The sequence below is a fragment of the Paenibacillus sp. FSL F4-0125 genome (assembly GCF_038008565.1).
In the GTDB taxonomy this organism is placed as follows: domain Bacteria; phylum Bacillota; class Bacilli; order Paenibacillales; family Paenibacillaceae; genus Paenibacillus_AQ.
On record NZ_JBBOZJ010000001.1, the window covers coordinates 3,083,070 to 3,103,083 of the forward strand.

Genomic DNA, 20,014 nt, shown 5'->3' on the forward strand with positions numbered 1-20,014 from the left:
ACAGTTGAGCGAAAAAAAATATACATATGAAATTGACGCGGTAACTTTTCAATTGCAGGAGCCTTATGATTTTGCATGGTTAACAAAGCTAGGTATGGTGTTTAAAGTGTTTGACCAGCAGGACTCTGGAAATCTTTCTTTTGGTGTGGAGAAGGAAGGGCAGAAGTTTTTTGTGAAATTTGCTGGGGCAAAGCCTTTGACCTTCGACGGGAATCCCTTGGATGCTGTTAGCCGTTTAATTGAAGCTATCCCGTTGTATAACGAACTTGAATCTAACTCGCTGATCCATTTGGTGTCACATTTTGAAGTTGGGACGGGGTATGCAGCGGTATTTGAATGGTTTACAGGTGAATGTTTACATTCACATTGGCTTTTTGCGGGTGAAGCTAAGCTGAGCCATCCGGAGTCGCCTTTTTACCGCTATAAGCATTTATCTGTTGAACAACGTTTAGCGTCCTTAGACGTGATCTTTTCGTTTCATGAGCTTGTTGAGTTGCAGGGTTATGTAGCAGTGGATTTTTATGATGGAAGTATTCTGTATGATTTTGCAAACGATGAAACAAGGATTTGTGATATTGATTTTTATAGACTTAAGCCTACTGTAAATGATCTGGGCGAGAACTTCTGGGGCTCATCAAGATTCAAGTCACCGGAAGAGTTTATTTTAGGTGCACCGATTGATGAAGTTACAAATGTATTCAATATGGGAGCCACTGCATTTGTTCTTTTAGGAGGAGCATCCGATCGATCGTTTGCAAAATGGGAAGCGAGCCAAGCCCAATACGATGTTGCTTTGCGGGCAGTCAGCTTGGAGCGGGAAGAGCGGTTTCAGAGCGTAGCAGCATTTAAATTAGCATGGGATGAGACTGGGAGTATCTGAAGCAGTGGGAAAGTGAGGGATCGAATTGCTGGTAAGCTTATTTAATCTTGAAAAGGAAAAAGAAGTTGATTTAGAATACGTTGTTATTATGGTTAAGCATGGTGAAGAATGGATCTTAGCAAGACATCAGGATCGTTCGACGTGGGAGTTTGCCGGAGGTCATATAGAAGTAGGCGAGACACCGGAGCAGGCAGCGGCTAGAGAGTTATTTGAGGAAACGGGAGCGGAGCAATTCTCTATCGTCCCGATAACCATTTATAAGGTAACCATGGATGATGCACCTGGGAGTTATGGAAAGCTATTTTTTGCAAATGTGAAACAATTCGCTGAGCTCCCGCCATATGAGATGGCAGAAATCAAAGGATTTACTGATATCCCAACGAATCTAACTTATCCATTGATTTATCCCACTCTAATTTCAAAAGTTCAGGATTTCATCAACAGTTCGTCTTCAGCTGCAAGATAAGAATGATAGCCCTGCCGTTGTCACATGATATGATTAATGAATAGAACAAGCAGGAGGGGTTTCATTGAAAAGAGACATTCAGCATGTTCCCTACGGCTATGAGCCACCCGTTGAACAACGTAAAGGGACGTTAGTGTTTTACGATTCTTTTGAGCATATCACCGATCAGGAACTTGAAATCGCAGCAAAGACTGCAGCAGATCGGCGCTTCACTAAGCTAGTGCTGTATCCGCTTCATGAAGAAACGGTGAGACGAATGACAAAAGAGCCGGTGAGCGCTTATTATAAGCGTGAAGACCGGCTGCATGAGTGGAAAAGGGAACAAGGACGTAGCTTCATCACGGTAGAGAGCTTGGAAGGGAAGCGAAAGAAGTATACTCCGCTCGATTCGGCGCTTCGGCATCTTGTTGAAATCTATCCTTCGCCGATTTTTTTGTATTTAACGCCTGAGGTGGCAAATCAGTTTGCGTCATATTCCTCATTTGAAGAGTGGATTGTAAAGATTCGGTTATTGCTGACATCAGCAGCACCATCACTTCATCCACGATTGTTAAAGTTTCGTCATCGTTGGGATGTTGTTGGAGAAGAACGGGATTAGGGGTTTGGCAATTTAATTTGTGCTTTGTTTACGTCTGTAATTGTACATTCTCCACTGATAATGGATAAAACATCCGATGCAAAAACCAAAAATCGCAACCGTAGCCGCCACTGCAACGAGCGTTGTGAAAATATAAGCAGCAATCGTCCAGCCAGCGAAGAAGCTGATCAGACCACCTGCTAGGCAGAAGACAGCAATGGTTTGGTTAAACTGTTGTTGTGACCAGTCTTCGAGTACATAGTGCGAACGTTCTTTGGTCAGAAACTTAGCAGCGAGCTTAATAATGGGATTGTAACCGAACAAGAGGCCAAGCAATCCGGCGAACAAGGGCAGCGCTAGGATCCAGTGCTGTCCTGTTAGCCATGTTAATATTACTGAAATGACGATAAACGCCTGATTAGTCTTTACTAATGGCCGTGGAATTCCTTTAGGCACGTCCTGCATAAATTCACACCTTTCTCATTGGAATAATTATAGTATACGCTGAGGATGAGGGATTGGGAAGTAGATAATTTCGGGCGGATAAGGTGGGCGAGAGGCTTGAATATTTTCTCGGTGAAGGTGAACTATCAGACTCCAATGCAGCTAGGTGCTCAAAAATAGATAGAAAGTACTCCATTTTAGTGAAATAGTGTCACACAGGTCCGATAATGTGTCTAAAAGCCAGTTTTATCAAAAATAGCTGCATCTGAGTCCGATGGGGTGAACAAGATGTACTGAGCAGATGTTGGTAAGCCTGCTACCTTACTTCCACCAAATTACTTTGAATTTAAGTAATTTATATGTTGACATATCTCTTAAAAATATGGTTTTATTATGTAGACCAATTGTTATAATGCAAAGGAAGTGTCAGCTTGTCGAACAAGCCGAATACGCGAGAGGCGATTCTGGACACCGCTTCGAAATTATTTTTTTCTCAGGGATATCATGCAACAGGACTAAATCAGATTATTAAAGACAGCGATTCACCGAAGGGATCCCTTTATTACTACTTCCCTCACGGTAAAGAAGAGCTGGCTTTAACATGCATTAACCGGAATAGTCTAACAGTCGCTCAGAAGCTGAACTGTCATATGGAGAGCAGCAATAGTGCAGCTGAAGCAATGGAGGACTTTATTCTCGGAATGGCTATGGAAGCAGTAGAATCTTCATTTGAGGGGATCGTTCCGTTCAGTTTTTGGTTAGCGGCGGAGACCTCTTGTATTAGTGAGGAGCTGCGGACTGCATGTAAATCTGTGTTTATGGACTTGCAGGATGTGATCAAGAAACGCCTTCTGGAAGAAGGTGTGGAGGGCAACACTGCAGCCGATAAGGCTTCAGTAGTAGTCTCATTATTTGAAGGAGCGCTTCTTCAGACGCTGACTTTACGGGATGAACAGCCGCTTCTCGCGGCGGCGAAGATTATCCCAGCAATACTTGGTTAGAGAGAGACAATAGATAAGAACATCAGGGGGATTAAGAGTGGAAGCAACTATGCAAGGAAAGCAACAAAAGGAAGTAAAGAAGTTTAAAACCATTCCGATTCTAGTATCATTACTACTTGCAGGATTTATCGGAATGTTCAGTGAAACCGCACTAAATGTAGCTTTAAGTGATCTTATGAATGTCCTTCAAATCACTCCAGCAACAGCACAATGGTTAACGACAGCTTATCTGCTTACACTGGGTATTCTAGTACCGATTTCGGGTATGCTGCTTCAGTGGTTCTCGACTAGACAGTTGTTTGTTGCTGCATTATGTTTTTCAATACTAGGAACGTTTCTAGCTGCAGTATCACCTAGCTTTGAGTTCCTATTAACAGCGCGTGTGGTACAAGCAATGGGTACAGCGCTTCTATTACCGCTTATGTTCAATACGATCCTTATCATCATTGCTCCTGAAAAACGTGGTGCCGCGATGGGGATGATTGGTTTGGTTATCATGGTAGCGCCAGCGATCGGTCCTACTATTGCCGGACTTCTAATTGAAAGTCTTAGCTGGCACTGGATCTTCTGGCTGTCTCTGCCCTTCCTGGTGATCGCGTTGATATTCGGGATCCTCTTCATGCAGAACGTAACGAAGGTTACGAAGCCGAAGATCGACATCCTCTCCATAGCATTATCATCGATCGGGTTTGGTGGAATCGTGTTTGGTTTCAGCAGTGCCGGTGAAGAAGCCGGTTGGGGAAGTCCAAAAGTAATCATAGCTATCGTAGTAGGTGTAGTATCACTCTTATTGTTCGGCTTGCGCCAAATGAAGATGAAGCAGCCTATGATTAATCTGCGTGCTTTTAAATATCCAATGTTCTCCATTGGTGTGGCTATGGTATTTATTTGTATGATGGTTATTCTATCATCCATGTTGATTCTTCCAATGTATCTTCAACAGGGTCAGGGATATACAGCGTTCAAGGCAGGCTTGCTGCTACTTCCAGGGGGAATTATTAACGGACTGATGTCCCCAATCATGGGTCGTCTGTTCGACAAATACGGTCCCAAATGGCTTGTTATTCCAGGCCTGATTATTGCTGCTACAGCTTTATGGTTCTTCTCCAGTATTACTGTAGCTTCTACAGTCGTATTCGTAATCGTACTTCACAGTACGCTTATGATTGGTGTGTCGATGGTATTTATGCCTGCACAAACCAACGGAATTAACCAGCTGCCGCTAGAATTATATCCTGATGGTACAGCGATCATGAATACATTGCAGCAGGTTGCTGGTGCGATCGGTACTGCATTAGCTGTCAGCATTATGTCTGCAGGTTCTAAGAGTTATATGAAGACTGTGGCTGATCCAGCCGATCCGGCTAATATGTTGCCAGCGTTCACGCAAGGTGTGCAAAATGCATTTATTTTCGGAATGAGTATGGCAATTGTAGGTCTAATTCTTGCGTTCTTCGTAAAAAGAGTAGTTGTTGATCATAAAATGAATACACCAATGCATTAATCCTTAAGCTTGTAAAATCCCCTTACGGTAGATAGTGGAGAAGGTTCATGTACGTATGAACATACCACTGTTAATCGGAGGGGATTTTTTTACTCATAACAAGAAAGAGGGACCTCTCCCCGGTAGAATACCGAGAAGCGTCCGCCACCTAACTTCTTTTTAAGAAAAATGCTGGGCTATATTAGTCAGATACTCTTCTTCATCTGTATTTTCTTTCATTTGAATGAGCATTTTTGCATCTTCTCCAACAATGTACCGGAATTGACTTGTCCCATCTGTGGCGGCTTGATATATTGTTTCCGCAACAATTTCTGGAGGTGAAGCATAGGAAGGTTGTTTTTCCATCTCACCTAATTTACCCAAGAATGCAGTAGTAAAGGGTTTATAATCCGTTAATGCATCATTAAAAAAGAACTCCATAGATCTTCCACCAAAGTCCGTTTGAATAGCACCTGGTTCAATTAGCTTAACTTTAATGTTCTGTGATGCTAATTCATAAGATACGGATTCAGAAAAACCTTCTACGGCGAATTTAGTTGAATGATACAGAGACATCGTAGGAAAGGTTACTTTCCCTCCCATAGAAGAGATATTGATCAGTAAACCCTCTTGATTCGATCTAAAATGTGGCAATATGGCTTTAGTCATACTGATAAGACCAAACACGTTCACTTCAAACTGTCTTCTGATCTGCTCATCTGTAGCTACTTCTATAAGACCCATTGTTCCATAACCAGCATTATTGAGAAGAACGTCAATTTTACCGAACCGCTTAATCGCTTCCGCTAACGCAGGTTGAATTGTGTCTGATTTCTCAACATCAAGCTGTAAAACCAATACATTATCAAGTGTAATAAGTTCACTTTCTTGTTCAGGTGAGCGCATCGTGGCTACGACGTTCCATCCTCTTTCAGCAAAATGTTTTGCTGTAGTTTTCCCAATGCCAGACGAAGCACCTGTTATAAAAATTGTTTTCATTAACAATTCCTCCTAAAAGTTTTTTGAGCGTTACCTCTTCACTTGGTACGTACAAACTTACTTTGTAAGCACTAACTGCTCCATGTTTGACAATCCTTCGGCAATGATTTTGAGCTTTGCTTTATATTCTTCTATGCCAATTTGGATACAGATGATCTGTGCTGGATGCATTGTATCTTTATAAAGTAAATACTGCTCAAGTAATTGATCTAGTTTCTGTTGTGATTCCTCCTGTACTTGCTTCAACCAAAGAATCACCTTGTCATACCCAACAAATTCACCAAAGTATAGCCTCATCATAAAATCAGATTTCTTAATACTGTCAGCCTCTAGTGGGGCTAGTAAATAGGCGTTAAAACTATCTCTTCCTTTATCCGTGATGTTTAAAAGATTCTTATTAGGCTTACCTTCCTGCTGCACATTTTCCTTAGTTATCAAACCCTCCTTTTCCATGCGGGCAAGTGTGGGATAAATCGTTCCATAACTAGAACTATAGAAATTAGAGAATACATCCTCCAATAACTGTTTTATTTCGTAACCAGTCTTCGATCCTTTCATAAGCATGCCTAAAATAACATCCTGACTGTTCAAAACAGAACCTCCTTGTTGTTTAGAAATATTTGTATATCACGCTTATAATATATCGAACCAATATATATTGTGTCAATATATATTGAATAAATATATTTTGATTACAAGTAGGAGGAGTGATTATTATATAGAGGTATTTAGAAAAACGACGATCACCCATCGGCAGAACACCGTGGAACGATCGTCGTTTAATTTTTTCTATTGTTGTTTTTTACGTAATATTATACATGTCAGAGTAACCAATAAGCGTAGATTTTACATACATAGATTTACGATGTATAGTTATTCTAGGTATTGAAGGATAATTAATATAACAGGATATTCAAATTTTAATCATTGGACTTTAGTAATCAGGAGGTGCAGACCATTGAAAGTAAGTAAAGAAATGCTGAAGGGCAGTACAGGCACGTTGATTCTGACTCTTTTACTGGAGAAGCCGTTATATGGTTATGAACTGATCAAAGCGTTGGAGCAGAGATCACAGGGCATTTTTTCGTTAAAAGAAGGAACCTTATATCCGATCCTGCATGCGATGGAAAGTGAACGCTGGGTTGAAGCCTATTGGATGGAGGTAGACGGAAGGAAACGGAAGTACTATAGAATTCTGGATGAAGGTAAAGAGAAGCTCAAGGAGAAAAGGGCAGAATGGGTTATGTTCAAAGGTGCAGTTGATTCTGTTCTGGGAGAGGGGAATGTATGATGATAGAAAGGCAGCAGCAATTTTTGGACGAAGTATGTGCAGAGATTAAAGCGAAAAAAACTCATCCAGAAATACGCCAAGAATTAGCCAGTCATTTAGAAGATTTGATCTGTGAAAAAGAAGCGACCGGCATGCTCCGAGATGAAGCAATAGCTTGGGCAATCGCACAAATGGGGAATCCGCAAACATTAGGGAAGGAACTTCATCAAATACATAAACCACGAGTTCCTTGGGGATTGTTTGGAGTTATTGCTTTGTTGTCCGTGATTAGTTTGATCGGAATGGGCTCTGTGGATGCTGGCTATAGTGATATTGTTAAAGGTTCTTTTTTAGATAATGCGCTTAGACGGCAGTCCATAAATATACTCATAGGAACTGTATTGATGTTTGGATTGTACTTCATTGATTTCAGAAGACTAAAAGGACTTTCTTGGGTGTTATATGCTACTTCTATAATAGGGATATTAGTGAGTATTGGATGGGGAACGCAAGTGAACGGTGTGAATTATGGTCCTAGGATCTTTTTGATTTTACCTGACATGACATCCTATCGTCCTTTTATGCTGATTGTTGCGCTAACAGGTATTCTAGTAAATCGTAGGGAAGCAGCTATCAAGAAAACTTGGCGAAGCGGGCTGTTCGAAGTAGGCATTTTGTTACTCCCCGCGTTGTTGCTTATCTCTTTAAACGCTCTTCCAGAGTTAGTATTGTATCTTGTCTCCTCACTAGTACTGTATTTATGGATTATTCGAAATTGGTTAAAGAGCGTCGTGTTGTTAGGGTTCTTTTCAATAGCTGGACTATTTTTTATATTAAATAGTGAGTATTTGCTGGCTAGATTCATAAATGCAATAAATCCATCTTTAGATCCGGAAGGTTATGGATATATTTATCAAGTCATGCGTGAAGTAATTCGTTCAGCTGGGTGGTGGGGTCACGGATTCGGATCAGTAGAACAAAAACTGCCGTATGTATACTCCGATATGTTGCCAGTCTATCTTATTCATTGCTTTGGTTGGGCGGGTGGATTGCTTCTGGTAGCTGTTATAACCTGGCTTTTCATTAAGCTTCTTTTAACGATACGAGCTATTCGTGAACCTTACGGACAGGCACTTGTTGTTGGCTTAGCATTTTTTCTTGCTATAAGATTTGCCTATGGTCTTGCTGTTTTGAGCGGGGGTATGATGCTGACCTCAATTCCATTTCCGTTTCTCAGCTATGGGAGTCATGTATGGTTTGAATATGCTGCGATTGGACTTTTGATGGGCATTTATCGTAGGAAGGATATTGAAGGCGTTCATAATAATACTGCGCTGGATTAGATTCAGGATCTTCCCGTATGTCTAAATATTAAGTACAATTACATATATGGCATAAGGAGGTCATTAATTGAACTGGAAAAAAGCAAGCTTGTTAAGTATTGCTATAACCCTTGGTTCAGTGACAGGATTTAGTACTTTGGTTATAGAGCCAGTACTTGCCGCAACGGTAACGGAAACGCTAAATGTCTATAATCAATTCCAGCAGTATGTACAGAAGCCGACATCTCTTGCTGCCGCACGTAATTATTTAATTAACCACATCAAAGAAGTGGATGACTGGACAGCGACACGGATGACTCTCCAGCTCGAGAATGCACAGAAGGCTCATTTATCTGTATACTCAGAAAAGGTTTTTCCGGACAAGATGCAGAAAGAGATAAATAATGCTTTTTCCAAAAACAAAAATCTCACCTATACCTCACTCCTTAATACGATCAAAGATGCCAACGTACGCAACGTGTTAATTGAAGGCCGGGATAAGGGATATAAGATGGAGACCAGTGAGGGCATGTACTATCCGGTGATGCATTATGAGGGATTTAAGATTTTTAAGCCGTATGTTACAAAGGACATTGCAGCATATATTGATATTATGGCCACCGAATCTAATCAACCGAGTGTCTCTGATGCAGCGATTGTGATTAGTTGGACCGAGTTAACGAACAGGGCGCTTGCGCTAGAGGATTTTGTGACGAAATATCCTGCTTCTAACCGTTCAACCGCTCTTCAAAAAGAACTTCTCCTTGCAACGTCTCGCTTATTATATGGAACAAGTAATACACCTGCATATGACTATGATGAGCGAGTAATTAAACCAGAAGTAAAAAAGGCATATGAGGGTGCACTAAAAGATAGCAAAGTCGATACTAGAATTCTTTCGATTTTAGAAAAGCTGCTGCAATTACTTAATTCTACGAATAATAAATTCACACCTGTAATCGAAAAATTTCTAGTTGAAACCGTAAACTCATAATTATTAGAATATGTGAAGACAACATCTGAGAAGTGGCTGGCTCAATTGAGAATGGGATTAAGAGGAACAATAATCGCAGTTTTCACACTTGTGCTGTTATTGTGGACAAACACTATGTTTATGGGCAGTACTTATGCTGCTTATGTCGGCTCTTCAACAGACTCCGTGCTGCAGCAGATACAAATGGAGAAGAAGAATCATTTACCGCAAGGTTTTGTCTATCTGGATGAAGTGATTCCTACCGCACAATTTGAGATTCGTTATTACGGGGACAACAATTTTGTTGGTAAGCGGATCGATGGCTATAAGGCGCCCTTAGCGATATTTTCGCGGACAGCGGCAACAGCTTTGAAGGCTGTAAGTGATGATTTAGCAAACAAAGGGTACATCCTTAAAATTTATGATGCGTATCGTCCTCAGACGGCAGTGAATCATTTTGTAAGCTGGTCTCAGAATGCCGTAGATACTAAAATGAAACAGCAATATTATCCGCGACTGGATAAACGTAATCTATTCAAACTCGGATTTATAGCTAAAAAATCGGGCCATTCCAGAGGCAGCACCATCGATTTAACGATCGTAAATAAAGAAACGGGAGCTGAGGTAGATATGGGCAGCCCGTTTGATTTTTTTGGAGATATCTCCTATTACGATACGTCCTTAATTAACAAGACTCAGAAAGCAAATCGGGCAATTCTCAAAGAGGCGATGGTAAAACAAGGATTTAAACCTTACAGTAAGGAATGGTGGCATTTTACGTTGATCAAGGAACCTTATCCTAAACAATATTTTGACTTCAAAGTGGAATAACCTAGAACTTGAAAGTCCATGTAAGAAGCAATTCACTTTTTTTGTTAAGCTTGATTACCATTAGGATTAGCAGATGCTGGAAACGCACATAATACTAATAGTCAAAAAAAGGGAGGTTTCGAACGGATGAACAAAATCGCGGTTGTTGTGGTGTTAAGTGTACTATTATTGGTAAATGGATTTGGAGGAACTACCTATTCTACGGCTTGGGCAGATGCTAGTGAAGTGAAAGTGGTTTTAAATGGTCAGGTTCTGAAATCAGATCTGTATTCAGCCTATACAAACGGTTCTACGGTCCTGCTTCCTCTTAGAGAGACATCAAACGTCTTAAAATATCAAACCACTTATCAAAAAAGCACAGACACCATTACATTAAGTGGAGTCAAACAAAAGATTGAATATAAAGTTGGAGACGACCACATTACCATTAATGATACAGCAAAAAGAGATTTTAAGGATGCAGTTGTACTTAAGAAGGAACACTTATATGTTCCGCTCTCTTTTTTCACTAGTGCTGGAATGGTAACCTCTTATAATGTTGAAGCTAATCTAGTGGAAGTTTATGCGCCCGAGGTTACAGCTAGTGTGATAGCGGGACTGCTGAGCACTGGACAATTTCAAGAATTAGAGAATCGATTCTTTAGTGATGAAATGAAGCGTTCGCTTTCCGTTACGGGTTTACAGAAATATTGGGCTGATTTCACTGCACGAGCTGGTACTTACCATGGCATAAAGTCTACTGAAAGTAGTCAAAAAGAAGATCAAATGTCCATACAATGTGTACTTGGCTTTGCTGTAACGGAAGCATCCCTTGAGTTTGTTCTCAATAAGTCGGGTAAGATTGTTGAATTAAAGGGAAACCTTCCTTCCATATAATTTGGAGGAAATTATTGATACAGTTTTAGTACAACAGGCTATGCGTTCGTTCCTTAAGAAGAAATTTCTAAGGGACTATGCATAGTCTTTTTTTTGTTTCAATAAACTTTCTGAGATGAAAGTAAATGCAATGTATTTTTATTGTAAAAAAGGGTTTTATTTGTTGACTTTCACATTCATCGAAGGTAAATTAAAATTTGAAATAATCGTTAAAGCATTTAACTAAATTAGAGAAAAGAGTGGAGTACTGGATGACAAAATCAATTACTCAGAGTAGCCCGACAGAAGAACGGCCATTCTCACTAAGAGCTATCCTCCCCCCGCTTCTTGCTATTATCGTCGGAATGATTATGGTTATTCTGGATGGCACCGTCGTGAATGTGGCTATACCCAAACTGGTCGATTATTTTTCTTCAGATCTAAAAACGATTCAGTGGGCGATTACAGGCTACACGTTAGCTTTAGCTGCTGTAATACCGCTCGCAGGCTGGATGACTGATCGCTTCGGTTCTAAACAGGTGTTTCTGGTGACGCTCACGTTGTTCATTCTTGGCTCCATGTTATGTTCTATAGCTCAAACTTCTTCGCAGCTTGTTATTTTTCGAGTGATCCAAGGTCTTGGTGGGGGTATGGTAGCTCCTATTGGGATGGCCATGGTGTTTAAGTTAGCTCCAGCAGAACGAAGAGGGTCGATTATGGGGATGCTTGGGATTCCCATGCTGCTTGCACCTGCACTTGGCCCAATATTGTCCGGATGGCTTGTTGAATATGTTAGCTGGCATTGGATCTTCCTGATTAACGTGCCGATTGGGATTGTTGGTATTATTCTTGGTGTGAAGTATCTACCCAAGACGGAGAAGATCGGTAAAGGCAATCTCGATATACTAGGTATTATACTGGCTCCAATTGCGTTCTCTATGCTGGCATATGGAGTAAATGAAGGTGGAGCGAATAGCTGGTCATCGACTCCTGCAATCCTCGGGTTAGCTGTTGGGGGTGTTGCACTGATTCTATTTATAATCGTTGAACTGCGGCATAAGCAGCCTCTGCTTGATCTTCGTGTGTTTCGTTCCTCAGATTTCACCCGCGGTATTATTTTAACTTGGGTCATGCAAGCCGCATTGTTTGGTTCCATGTTGTTTGTACCGCTATACTTACAGCAGATCCGGGCTTATACACCATTAGAGACAGGGTTAATTCTGCTTCCACAAGCTTTAGCATGTGTAATCGGCATGCCGCTTGGTGGTAAATTGTTTGATAAGATAGGGGCACGCCCGCTGGCATTTGTGGGTCTGAGCATCATAACAGTTACCTTATTCCTTCTATCGGGGATTACGATAACTACAAGCTTAAACACCATTATGATGTATCTTGCTTTATTAGGATTTGGGATGGGTATAGCGATGATGCCACTCAATACACATGTTCTGAATGCAGCGTCACGTGATTTGGTAAGCCGGGTCACATCGCTTACAGCGGCTGCACAGCAGGTAGTGGTGGCCTTTGCGGTTGCAGGTTTAACAGGTTATTTGACAAGTCAAATTACTGTACACATGGGGGCACTGAAAGCAGGAAGCAATCCTTTGACAGCGGCAGTACTGGGCTTCGATGATGTATTCTTCCTTTCTGGCTGTATAGCTGTAGTCGGTGTACTCATGAGTATTATCCTGCGCAAACCGAAGCTTTCCGCTAATGATTCTTCCTCCGAAGAGGGTCAGAAGGCGGATACTGCCATGATGATGGGACATTAATTCATACGATAATCTAAGTTAATATAAAAAGGCGTCGTTCAGCTTGCATAGCTAACGACGCCTTTTGTATTAGAAAATCATTTTATAGATGTTCTGGTTTCTTCTGAGTCCACTGAGGACTGACATTAACTTTACCGAGTAGCTCTGATGCTACAATCCCCAGTAGAACAAGGGCTGCGCCAGCATACCCTTGCATCGATAGCTTCTCAGCGGCGAACCAATAACCAAACAGCGCAGCGAATACCGGCTCAAGGGAGAAAATCAGTCCGGTGCGGGTTGGTGTCGTATATTTTTGAGCTATCGGTTGTAAGATGAATCCGCAGGCACTACAGAGAATCCCAAGTGCGAGGATCGCTATCCATGCCGGTAAAGTTGAAGGCAGCGAAGGTGTCTCGAACAGTGCAGATAACACTAAAGCAAACCCTCCGGCAAATCCTAACTGCAAGATCCCAATATTCAGTGAATCACATTCTTTGACTGCCTTTCCAGTAAATAAGATCTGGACCGCATAAAACACCGCTGAGAGAATACAAAGGAAGTCACCGGGTTGGATTTTTAAGGTAGCGTTTAATGTAAGGAGTCCGATTCCAGCTATAGCGAGTATGGAGCCAAAAACTTGCGGAGGTGCGACTCTTTTTTTGAAAAGTGCTCGATCTAGTATCGGTACAAAAATGACCGTAAGGGCTACTAAAAATCCTGCGTTGGAGGTAGTCGTAGTCTTCAGTCCGAACGTTATACATGTGAACACGCCGAGGAGTAAGAATCCGAGTAAAGCACCATATTTCAGTGTTTTGATGTCAGCTTTTCTTAAGCGTTTATGAAAGATCACTGCGGCTAATATAAAAGCAAGCCCGAAGCGGAGTGCAATCAGATTGAATTCACCTAACGTACCTAACCCCATTTTCATAAATATGTAGGAAGAACCCCAAAATAATGTTACAACTAACAGCATCAGCTCAGCTTTGAGCGGTTTCATCTCGTCATCCATCCTTCTTCATTTTCAACTCAATTTAGTATAATACGGCTCTATACATAAGGTAACTGAATGTTTATCATAGGATACATGAGTAAAACTTATGTAATTTAAAAAGGTGAGGGATAGAGGTTGAGCATTAATAAATATGAGATTTTTCTAAAGGTTGTAGAGCTAGGGAGCTTAACAAAAGCAGCAGATGTGCTGGGCTTTACGCAATCTGGAATTAGCCACACGATTAGTAGCTTGGAGATGGAGTTTGGTTTCACGTTATTAATTAGAAATAGATCCGGCGTTAAATTGACGGTAAATGGGGAGCAGGTGCTACAGCCTATCCGTGAAATTCTTAAGTGGAATGAAAAGTTGAAGCAGGAGGTGGCAGATATACATGGGCTAGAGGTAGGGACCATTACCATCGGTACATTCACCAGTGTATCTGTGCATTGGCTGCCAGGAATGATTAAGCAATTTCGCAGTGAGTACCCCTATATAGAAATCAGGTTGATGGAAGGTGGTTACTTAGAGGTTGAGCAATGGATCGAGGCTGGAGTCGTTGACTGTGGTTTTATTTCTCTGCCTACACGCGATAAGTTCGATGTCATTCCCTTAAAAAAGGATAGGATGCTAGGCATCGTGTCCAAAGAAAATCCGCTTAGTGCTGAGCCGTTTCTATCCTTATCCCAAATTGCTAAAGAGGATTTCATCATACCAAAGGCAGGTTCGGATTATGATGTTAGACGTGTACTGGATAAGGCAGGCATCAAACCGAATATTAAGTTCTCAGCAGGTGATGATTATGCCATTATGGCCATGGTGGAGAAGGGGCTTGGAATTAGTATTTTGCCAGAGCTTGTATTAACTCGTCAGAATTATAATGTAACGATGCTTGAATTGGAGGAACGTAGTTTCAGATCACTGGGGATTGCTGTACATTCCATGAAATACGCTTCTCCTGCCACTAAAAAATTCCTAAAGCATGTACAAGCGTGGTTGATGGGCAATGATAAAATCCCCTGATTTATTTCAGGGGATTTATTATTTTTAATATCCAAAATTAGGGTTGACGAAGGGCATGGTTCATGAGAGAATGTACGCGCGTACATTTATTGAATGCGCTTTCGTAGGAGGGATTTCTATCGCCAGCCGTAAAGAGGTTGCCGAGCTTGCCGGAGTCTCAGAAGCCACAGTCTCTCGTGTGCTAAACAATGTAGGTCCGCTCAAGGAAGAAACGAAGGAACGGGTGTTGGCCGCTGCTCTAAAGCTGGGATATACTCCTAGCTCACTCGCTCAGAGCTTTGCTCGAAGAAGGAGTGGGAATCTCGGTGTAGTCATGCCTTATTTGCCAAAAGCTCGCTTGTTCTCCACTCATTATTTTTCGGAAATATTAAGCGGCATTGGGAGTAAGGCGCGAGAAGAGGGCTATGATCTGTTAATGCTGTTTCGAAACGCTGAAGAGCCAATGGACTATAGCGCATTGTTTAAGATGCGGAAGATTGATGCTTGCATTGTACTCGGTGCCAAAGAAGAACCAGGTGAGCTAGCCTCACTTCGCCGATTGAAGGTGGAAGGTCACCCGTTTTGCCTGATTAATCAGCATTTTGAAGGAGAGGCCTTTCATGAGGTGGATGCTGATCATGTTGAAGGAAGCCGTAAAGCGGTCAAGCACTTCCTTGATCAGGGGTTGACGAGGATTGCCTTTCTAAACGGCCCGGCATCTTATTCGAACAGCCGAGATCGTTTAACTGGTTATGGGCGTGCGTTGGAGGAGTCGAACCTTCCTTTGGATGTTTCACTTTTATTCGAAGGGAATTTCAGCCGTAAAAGCGGTGTTAAGGCTGCCAAAGAGATGTTGCCTCTGCTGAATGAGATTGATGCCATTGTAGCCGCAAATGATCGAATGGCTATTGGTTTGCAACAAGGTTTGCAGGAGCTAGGTATCCCAAAGGATCGTATTCCAGCTATGGTGGGCTATGATGATTCGGATGCCGCTGAGCTTACAACCCCCGCCTTAAGCAGTGTGCATGTTCCCTTTTATGAGCTGGGTGAAATCGCTGTAACTAAGGTACTAGAATTGCTGGGGTGTAGCCTCTCAGAAACGGCAGCGTCCTCCCAAACCATCCAGATTAAACTACCGACAGAATTAGTAATACGAGCTTCATCAATAATTATGAATCCTAAGGAGGAATAAGATGAAACAGCTTCGCATTGGAATGATCGGTTATAAATTTATGGGTAAGGCTCACAGTAATGCTTACCGCAGTCTGCCAATGTTTTTCCCGAAAGCGCTTAAGCCAGAGATGTCTGTGATTTGTGGACGGAATGCTGAAGCGCTTGAAGAGGCTGCCACTCAGTTAGGATGGTCGGATTGTGTAACGGATTGGAAAGATTTAATCACTCGTGAGGATATTGATCTTATTGATATAAATGCCCCTAGCAACGCACATAAGGAGATAGCTTTGGCTGCAGCCAAAGCAGGTAAGCATATTTTTTGTGAGAAACCACTCGCGCTGACCTTGGCGGATTCCCGTGAAATGCTGCAAGCCGCTGAAGATGCAGGGGTTACACATATGGTTGGTTTTAATTATCGCTTTTCACCAGCGGTTAGACTTGCTAAGAAGCTAGTTGAGAGTGGACGGCTTGGAGAAATCTATCATTTTCGAGCATGGTTTCTACAAGATTGGATTATTGATCCGGAGTTCCCGTTAGTGTGGAGATTGCAGAAGGAGATTGCGGGTTCAGGCTCACATGGTGATTTGGGTGCGCATCTCATTGATTTGGCACATTTCTTAGTAGGTGATGTGAAGGAAGTAATCGGCATGAGTGAGACCTTCATTAAAGAACGTCCGCTCGCCGCTGAAATGACCGGATTAAGCGCTAAAGGGGACAAGGATGCACCAAAGGGAAAGGTTACTGTTGATGATGCGACATTGTTTTTAGCCCGTTTTGCAAACGGTGCCTTGGGTAGTTTTGAAGCTACGCGGTTCGCAGCAGGCCATCGCTCTACCAATTCATTTGAGATAAACGGCAGTCTAGGTAGTGTGAAATTCGATTTTGAGCGGATGAATGAACTTGAAGTCTATTTAACCTCAGACGCAGAGGATGTACAGGGCTTTCGGCGTGTGCTGGCTACAGATCCTGCGCATGAATATGCGGAGGCTTGGTGGCCGCCGGGTCATACGATTGGCTTTGAACATACGTTTATTCACGAGATGTTGGAGTTATCCAATGCGATAGAAGAAGGACGTCAGCCTGAACCTAATTTCCATGACGGAGTGAAATGTCAAGCTGTGTTAGAAGCTGTAGAACGCTCTATTGAACAGCGCCGGTGGGTCGATATATCTGAGATGTAATCAACAAAAATGCGTGATCAAAAGCGGACTTTTTAACAACCTCTAATAGAAGGAGTGCTGAGAATGAGAAAAGCATTGATTGTATGGGGCGGCTGGGATGGCCATGAGCCTGAACTGGTAGCTGATATATTCGCTAAGTTGTTACAAGAGGAACAGTTTGAAGTGGAGGTATCGAATACACTTGAGGCTTTTGGTGATGCAGAGAAGCTTCTTGGATTAGATTTGATCGTTCCGGTATGGACAATGGGGACAATCGATCAGAAGCTAGTGGATAATGTCTCGGCAGCTGTACAGAACGGTACGGGTCTTGCAGGATGTCATGGCGGGATGTGTGATTCTTTCCGAAATAATGTGGATTGGCAGTTTATGACGGGGGGACAATGGGTGGCTCATCCCGGCAATGATGGTGTGAACTACACCGTAGAGATTTGCCAAAGCTCAAGTCCTTTGGTAGAGGGATTAGAAGACTTCACCGTTTGTTCAGAGCAATATTATCTGCATGTTGATCCGGCTGTAGAAGTACTTGCAACGACTCGGTTTCCAGTTGTTGAAGGCCCGCATTCCTTCAACAAAGCCGTGGATATGCCAGTAGCTTGGACCAAACGATGGGGTCATGGCAGAGTGTATTATAATTCACTTGGACATCATGCGGATATTGTAGCTATGCCACAGGTAAAGGAAATGATGCGCAGAGGACTGCTATGGGCTGCCGAGGGAAAAACTCACGCACAATCCCATCTTTCAGCGGTTAGTAGTAGCTATAGCGGAATGGCAGACAGTCAATAATCTCTGGGAGCGATCAAGAAATGGATAAAGTCAAAGTAGGAATTATCGGATGCGGTAAAATTAGCAGTATCTATATGGAGAACTGCCAGAAGTTCGAGATTCTGGATCTAGTTGCCTGTGCGGACTTGGACTTGGCTAGAGCACAGGAGCAAGCGGATAAATACAATATTCCGAACGTTTATACCACAGAGCAATTACTGAATGATCCGGAGATAGAGATCGTTATCAACCTGACGATTCCAGCGGTTCATGCGGAAGTATGCCTGAAAGCTATTGAAGCGGGTAAACATGTATACGTTGAGAAACCACTAGCTGTGACGAGAGAAGAAGGACGCCAAGTTCTGTCTGCGGCACGCGAAAAGGGCGTATTAGTGGGCAGCGCCCCGGAGACATTCTTTGGATCGGGCATTCAAACCGTTTTGAACCTGATTGAGGAGGGTGTTATTGGCGAACCCGTTGCAGCTACCTCATTTATGATGGGGCGTGGTCATGAACATTGGCATCCAGATCCAGAATTCTACTATGCTGCTGGTGGAGGTCCAATGTTCGATATGGGACCATACTATTTGACAGCATTGGTGCAGTTATTGGGTCCAATTCGTACGGTTAGCGGGATGACTGGTAAAGCGCTAGAAGAACGCACGATTACAAGTGAGAAGAAATTGGGTAATAAAATTCCTGTTCAAATTCCAACTCACGTTGCCGGAACATTAAGATTTGAGAATGGAGCCATTGCAACGCTGATTACAAGCTTTGATATTTTTGGCGGCAGTAACCTGCCGCATATAGAAATCTACGGAACACTTGGAACAATTCAAGTGCCGGATCCTAATAACTTTGGCGGTCCGGTGAAATTCCGGCTCATGGGTGAGAATGAATGGACAGAGCAAACGCTGTTATCTGGATATGATCAAAATACGCGCGGAATTGGTCCAGCGGATATGGCTTATGCCATTCGGACGGGAAGAAAACACCGCGCCAGTGGAGAATTGGCTTATCATGTACTAGAAGCGATGTGGGCATTCCATGATTCTTCAGATGCTAATTCATTCTACGAAATGGAGAGTACCTGCACCCGTCCTGAAGCTCTTCCGATTGGACTCGCTCCTTATACATTAGATTAGAGAATTCATTTTTGAATCTGCAACCTATCACTTCCAATCTCCGTTTGAGAAGATAAAGAGTGAGGGAGTGACAAGGATGCGTAAGAGGATTGGCAGCTGGATAGTGATAGCTGTTGTTATTCTATTCATAAGTGGTTGTTCAGAAGATCAACAATCGAATAAAGAGCCGGCTCCAGCTGCTGCAATTACTGCAAATCCAGATATCTTGGCTACTGCGAGTGCTGAAATAGAAGATCCTGAAGCTGAAAAAGTGCTTTACTCCAGTGATCCAGAGGCGGTTAAAGCTTTCCTGTCGGCTCAGAAGATTCCTAACGGAGATATCTATCTACAGGATAATAAGGTTCATATCAATATCGTGGGTTTGAGCAAGCAGATCGAGCAGCGGTTTGCTCAGACTTTCGCGGCAGGTACTTATGAGCTCCATGATGTTAAATATTCGATGCAAGAGCTATTAGCTGCACAAGAGCTTTTGCTTAAACAAGAACTCTACCAGAAGCTTAATCTATACGGTTCCGGTGTGGACACGATGGGTAATAAAGTAACGATTACAATTCCATCTGATTATGCTGAACCTGCCATACTTGAGATAGAAAAGTGGATCGCTCCGGATATGTTGACCTACGACATTTCAGAGCTAGGCGAACCACATGTAATAGGTCAAATCGTACAGATCGATACCAAACAGGCGAAGCGGATTCTCATCCTTGAACCTGGTATGGAAGATCCCTCTTACTGGTTCTCATTCAATCAGAAGTCAACAATGTTTAATGAAGCTGGAGAATCGATTAGCTTTAAGGATTTGAAAGTAGGGCAGCAGGTTGAGCTATGGAGTACCGGTACGGTGGATGAATCTTTTCCCGCGCTTGCAAGTGTGCGGAGGCTAGAGCTTACTGCAATGGAATAATCCT

At 42.4% G+C, this 20,014-nt stretch carries 21 protein-coding genes; 17 read left to right on the top strand and 4 right to left on the bottom strand.

The genetic code is table 11. The features are described from left to right. Nucleotides 1-4: 4 nt before the first annotated feature. From NST74_RS13460 to NST74_RS13470, 3 genes are all read left to right on the top strand, one after another. Entirely contained in the window at nucleotides 5-880 is an 876-nt protein-coding gene (locus NST74_RS13460) for a serine/threonine protein kinase (RefSeq protein ID WP_341112495.1), read from the top strand. Between the two features lie 25 nt (nucleotides 881-905). Beyond that, entirely contained in the window at nucleotides 906-1,346 is a 441-nt protein-coding gene (locus NST74_RS13465) for an NUDIX hydrolase (protein ID WP_341112497.1), read from the top strand. Nucleotides 1,347-1,410: 64 nt separating this feature from the next. After that, a complete protein-coding gene (locus NST74_RS13470) occupies nucleotides 1,411-1,944 on the top strand; it encodes a hypothetical protein (protein WP_341112498.1) in 534 nt (177 codons plus the stop codon). Nucleotides 1,945-1,956: 12 nt separating this feature from the next. On the opposite strand, the gene NST74_RS13475 is transcribed toward NST74_RS13470, so the two are convergent. Next, the gene (locus NST74_RS13475) at nucleotides 1,957-2,388 is read right to left on the bottom strand and encodes a DUF4395 domain-containing protein (protein WP_341112500.1); all 432 of its coding nucleotides are present in this window, start codon (nucleotides 2,386-2,388) and stop codon (nucleotides 1,957-1,959) included. A gap of 410 nt (nucleotides 2,389-2,798) precedes the next feature. Here NST74_RS13475 and NST74_RS13480 point away from each other — a divergent pair, with 410 nt between their 5' ends. Continuing rightward, on the top strand, nucleotides 2,799-3,368 hold the full coding sequence (locus NST74_RS13480) for a TetR/AcrR family transcriptional regulator (RefSeq protein ID WP_341112502.1): 570 nt from the start codon (nucleotides 2,799-2,801) through the stop codon (nucleotides 3,366-3,368). Between the two features lie 49 nt (nucleotides 3,369-3,417). After that, nucleotides 3,418-4,872, top strand: coding sequence for a DHA2 family efflux MFS transporter permease subunit (locus tag NST74_RS13485; protein WP_076118628.1), 1,455 nt, complete (start codon nucleotides 3,418-3,420; stop codon nucleotides 4,870-4,872). Nucleotides 4,873-5,031: 159 nt separating this feature from the next. On the opposite strand, the gene NST74_RS13490 is transcribed toward NST74_RS13485, so the two are convergent. Then, nucleotides 5,032-5,850 (bottom strand): SDR family oxidoreductase, encoded by an 819-nt coding sequence (locus NST74_RS13490; RefSeq protein ID WP_341112504.1) that lies wholly within the window; start codon nucleotides 5,848-5,850, stop codon nucleotides 5,032-5,034. Nucleotides 5,851-5,907: 57 nt separating this feature from the next. Beyond that, nucleotides 5,908-6,441, bottom strand: coding sequence for a PadR family transcriptional regulator (locus NST74_RS13495; protein ID WP_341112505.1), 534 nt, complete (start codon nucleotides 6,439-6,441; stop codon nucleotides 5,908-5,910). 367 nt (nucleotides 6,442-6,808) lie between these two features. On the opposite strand from NST74_RS13495, the gene NST74_RS13500 reads away from it, so the two are divergent. From NST74_RS13500 to NST74_RS13525, 6 genes are all read left to right on the top strand, one after another. Next, on the top strand, nucleotides 6,809-7,141 hold the full coding sequence (locus NST74_RS13500) for a PadR family transcriptional regulator (protein WP_042127319.1): 333 nt from the start codon (nucleotides 6,809-6,811) through the stop codon (nucleotides 7,139-7,141). Next, nucleotides 7,138-8,463: an FtsW/RodA/SpoVE family cell cycle protein gene (locus tag NST74_RS13505; protein ID WP_341112510.1), complete on the top strand. Its 1,326-nt coding sequence runs from the start codon at nucleotides 7,138-7,140 to the stop codon at nucleotides 8,461-8,463. The genes NST74_RS13500 and NST74_RS13505 overlap by 4 nt, the downstream gene beginning before the upstream one ends. Nucleotides 8,464-8,530: 67 nt before the next feature. Further along, a complete protein-coding gene (locus NST74_RS13510; RefSeq protein WP_341112512.1) occupies nucleotides 8,531-9,436 on the top strand; it encodes a hypothetical protein in 906 nt (301 codons plus the stop codon). 12 nt (nucleotides 9,437-9,448) lie between these two features. Further along, entirely contained in the window at nucleotides 9,449-10,246 is a 798-nt protein-coding gene (locus NST74_RS13515; protein WP_341112514.1) for a M15 family metallopeptidase, read from the top strand. Between the two features lie 126 nt (nucleotides 10,247-10,372). Beyond that, entirely contained in the window at nucleotides 10,373-11,122 is a 750-nt protein-coding gene (locus tag NST74_RS13520) for a stalk domain-containing protein (protein ID WP_341112516.1), read from the top strand. 251 nt (nucleotides 11,123-11,373) lie between these two features. Beyond that, nucleotides 11,374-12,873 carry a DHA2 family efflux MFS transporter permease subunit gene (locus NST74_RS13525; protein WP_341112518.1) on the top strand — a complete coding sequence of 500 codons (1,500 nt, stop codon included), beginning with the start codon at nucleotides 11,374-11,376 and terminating at the stop codon, nucleotides 12,871-12,873. Nucleotides 12,874-12,955: 82 nt separating this feature from the next. Here the strand turns inward: NST74_RS13525 and NST74_RS13530 are convergent, their stop codons facing one another. Further along, entirely contained in the window at nucleotides 12,956-13,849 is an 894-nt protein-coding gene (locus tag NST74_RS13530; RefSeq protein WP_341112520.1) for a DMT family transporter, read from the bottom strand. A 129-nt stretch (nucleotides 13,850-13,978) separates the two neighbouring features. Here NST74_RS13530 and NST74_RS13535 point away from each other — a divergent pair, with 129 nt between their 5' ends. From NST74_RS13535 to NST74_RS13560, 6 genes are all read left to right on the top strand, one after another. Next, nucleotides 13,979-14,863 (top strand): LysR family transcriptional regulator, encoded by an 885-nt coding sequence (locus NST74_RS13535; protein WP_076118344.1) that lies wholly within the window; start codon nucleotides 13,979-13,981, stop codon nucleotides 14,861-14,863. A 70-nt stretch (nucleotides 14,864-14,933) separates the two neighbouring features. Then, nucleotides 14,934-16,034: a LacI family DNA-binding transcriptional regulator gene (locus tag NST74_RS13540; protein WP_341115887.1), complete on the top strand. Its 1,101-nt coding sequence runs from the start codon at nucleotides 14,934-14,936 to the stop codon at nucleotides 16,032-16,034. Nucleotide 16,035: 1 nt separating this feature from the next. After that, a complete protein-coding gene (locus tag NST74_RS13545) occupies nucleotides 16,036-17,196 on the top strand; it encodes a Gfo/Idh/MocA family protein (RefSeq protein ID WP_339290878.1) in 1,161 nt (386 codons plus the stop codon). Nucleotides 17,197-17,259: 63 nt separating this feature from the next. Next, complete coding sequence (locus tag NST74_RS13550) at nucleotides 17,260-17,982, top strand: ThuA domain-containing protein (protein ID WP_341112524.1); 723 nt, start codon at nucleotides 17,260-17,262, stop codon at nucleotides 17,980-17,982. A 20-nt stretch (nucleotides 17,983-18,002) separates the two neighbouring features. Then, nucleotides 18,003-19,106: a Gfo/Idh/MocA family protein gene (locus NST74_RS13555; protein ID WP_341112526.1), complete on the top strand. Its 1,104-nt coding sequence runs from the start codon at nucleotides 18,003-18,005 to the stop codon at nucleotides 19,104-19,106. 76 nt (nucleotides 19,107-19,182) lie between these two features. After that, entirely contained in the window at nucleotides 19,183-20,010 is an 828-nt protein-coding gene (locus tag NST74_RS13560) for a DUF3221 domain-containing protein (protein WP_341112527.1), read from the top strand. The last annotated feature ends 4 nt before the right edge of the window (nucleotides 20,011-20,014 follow it).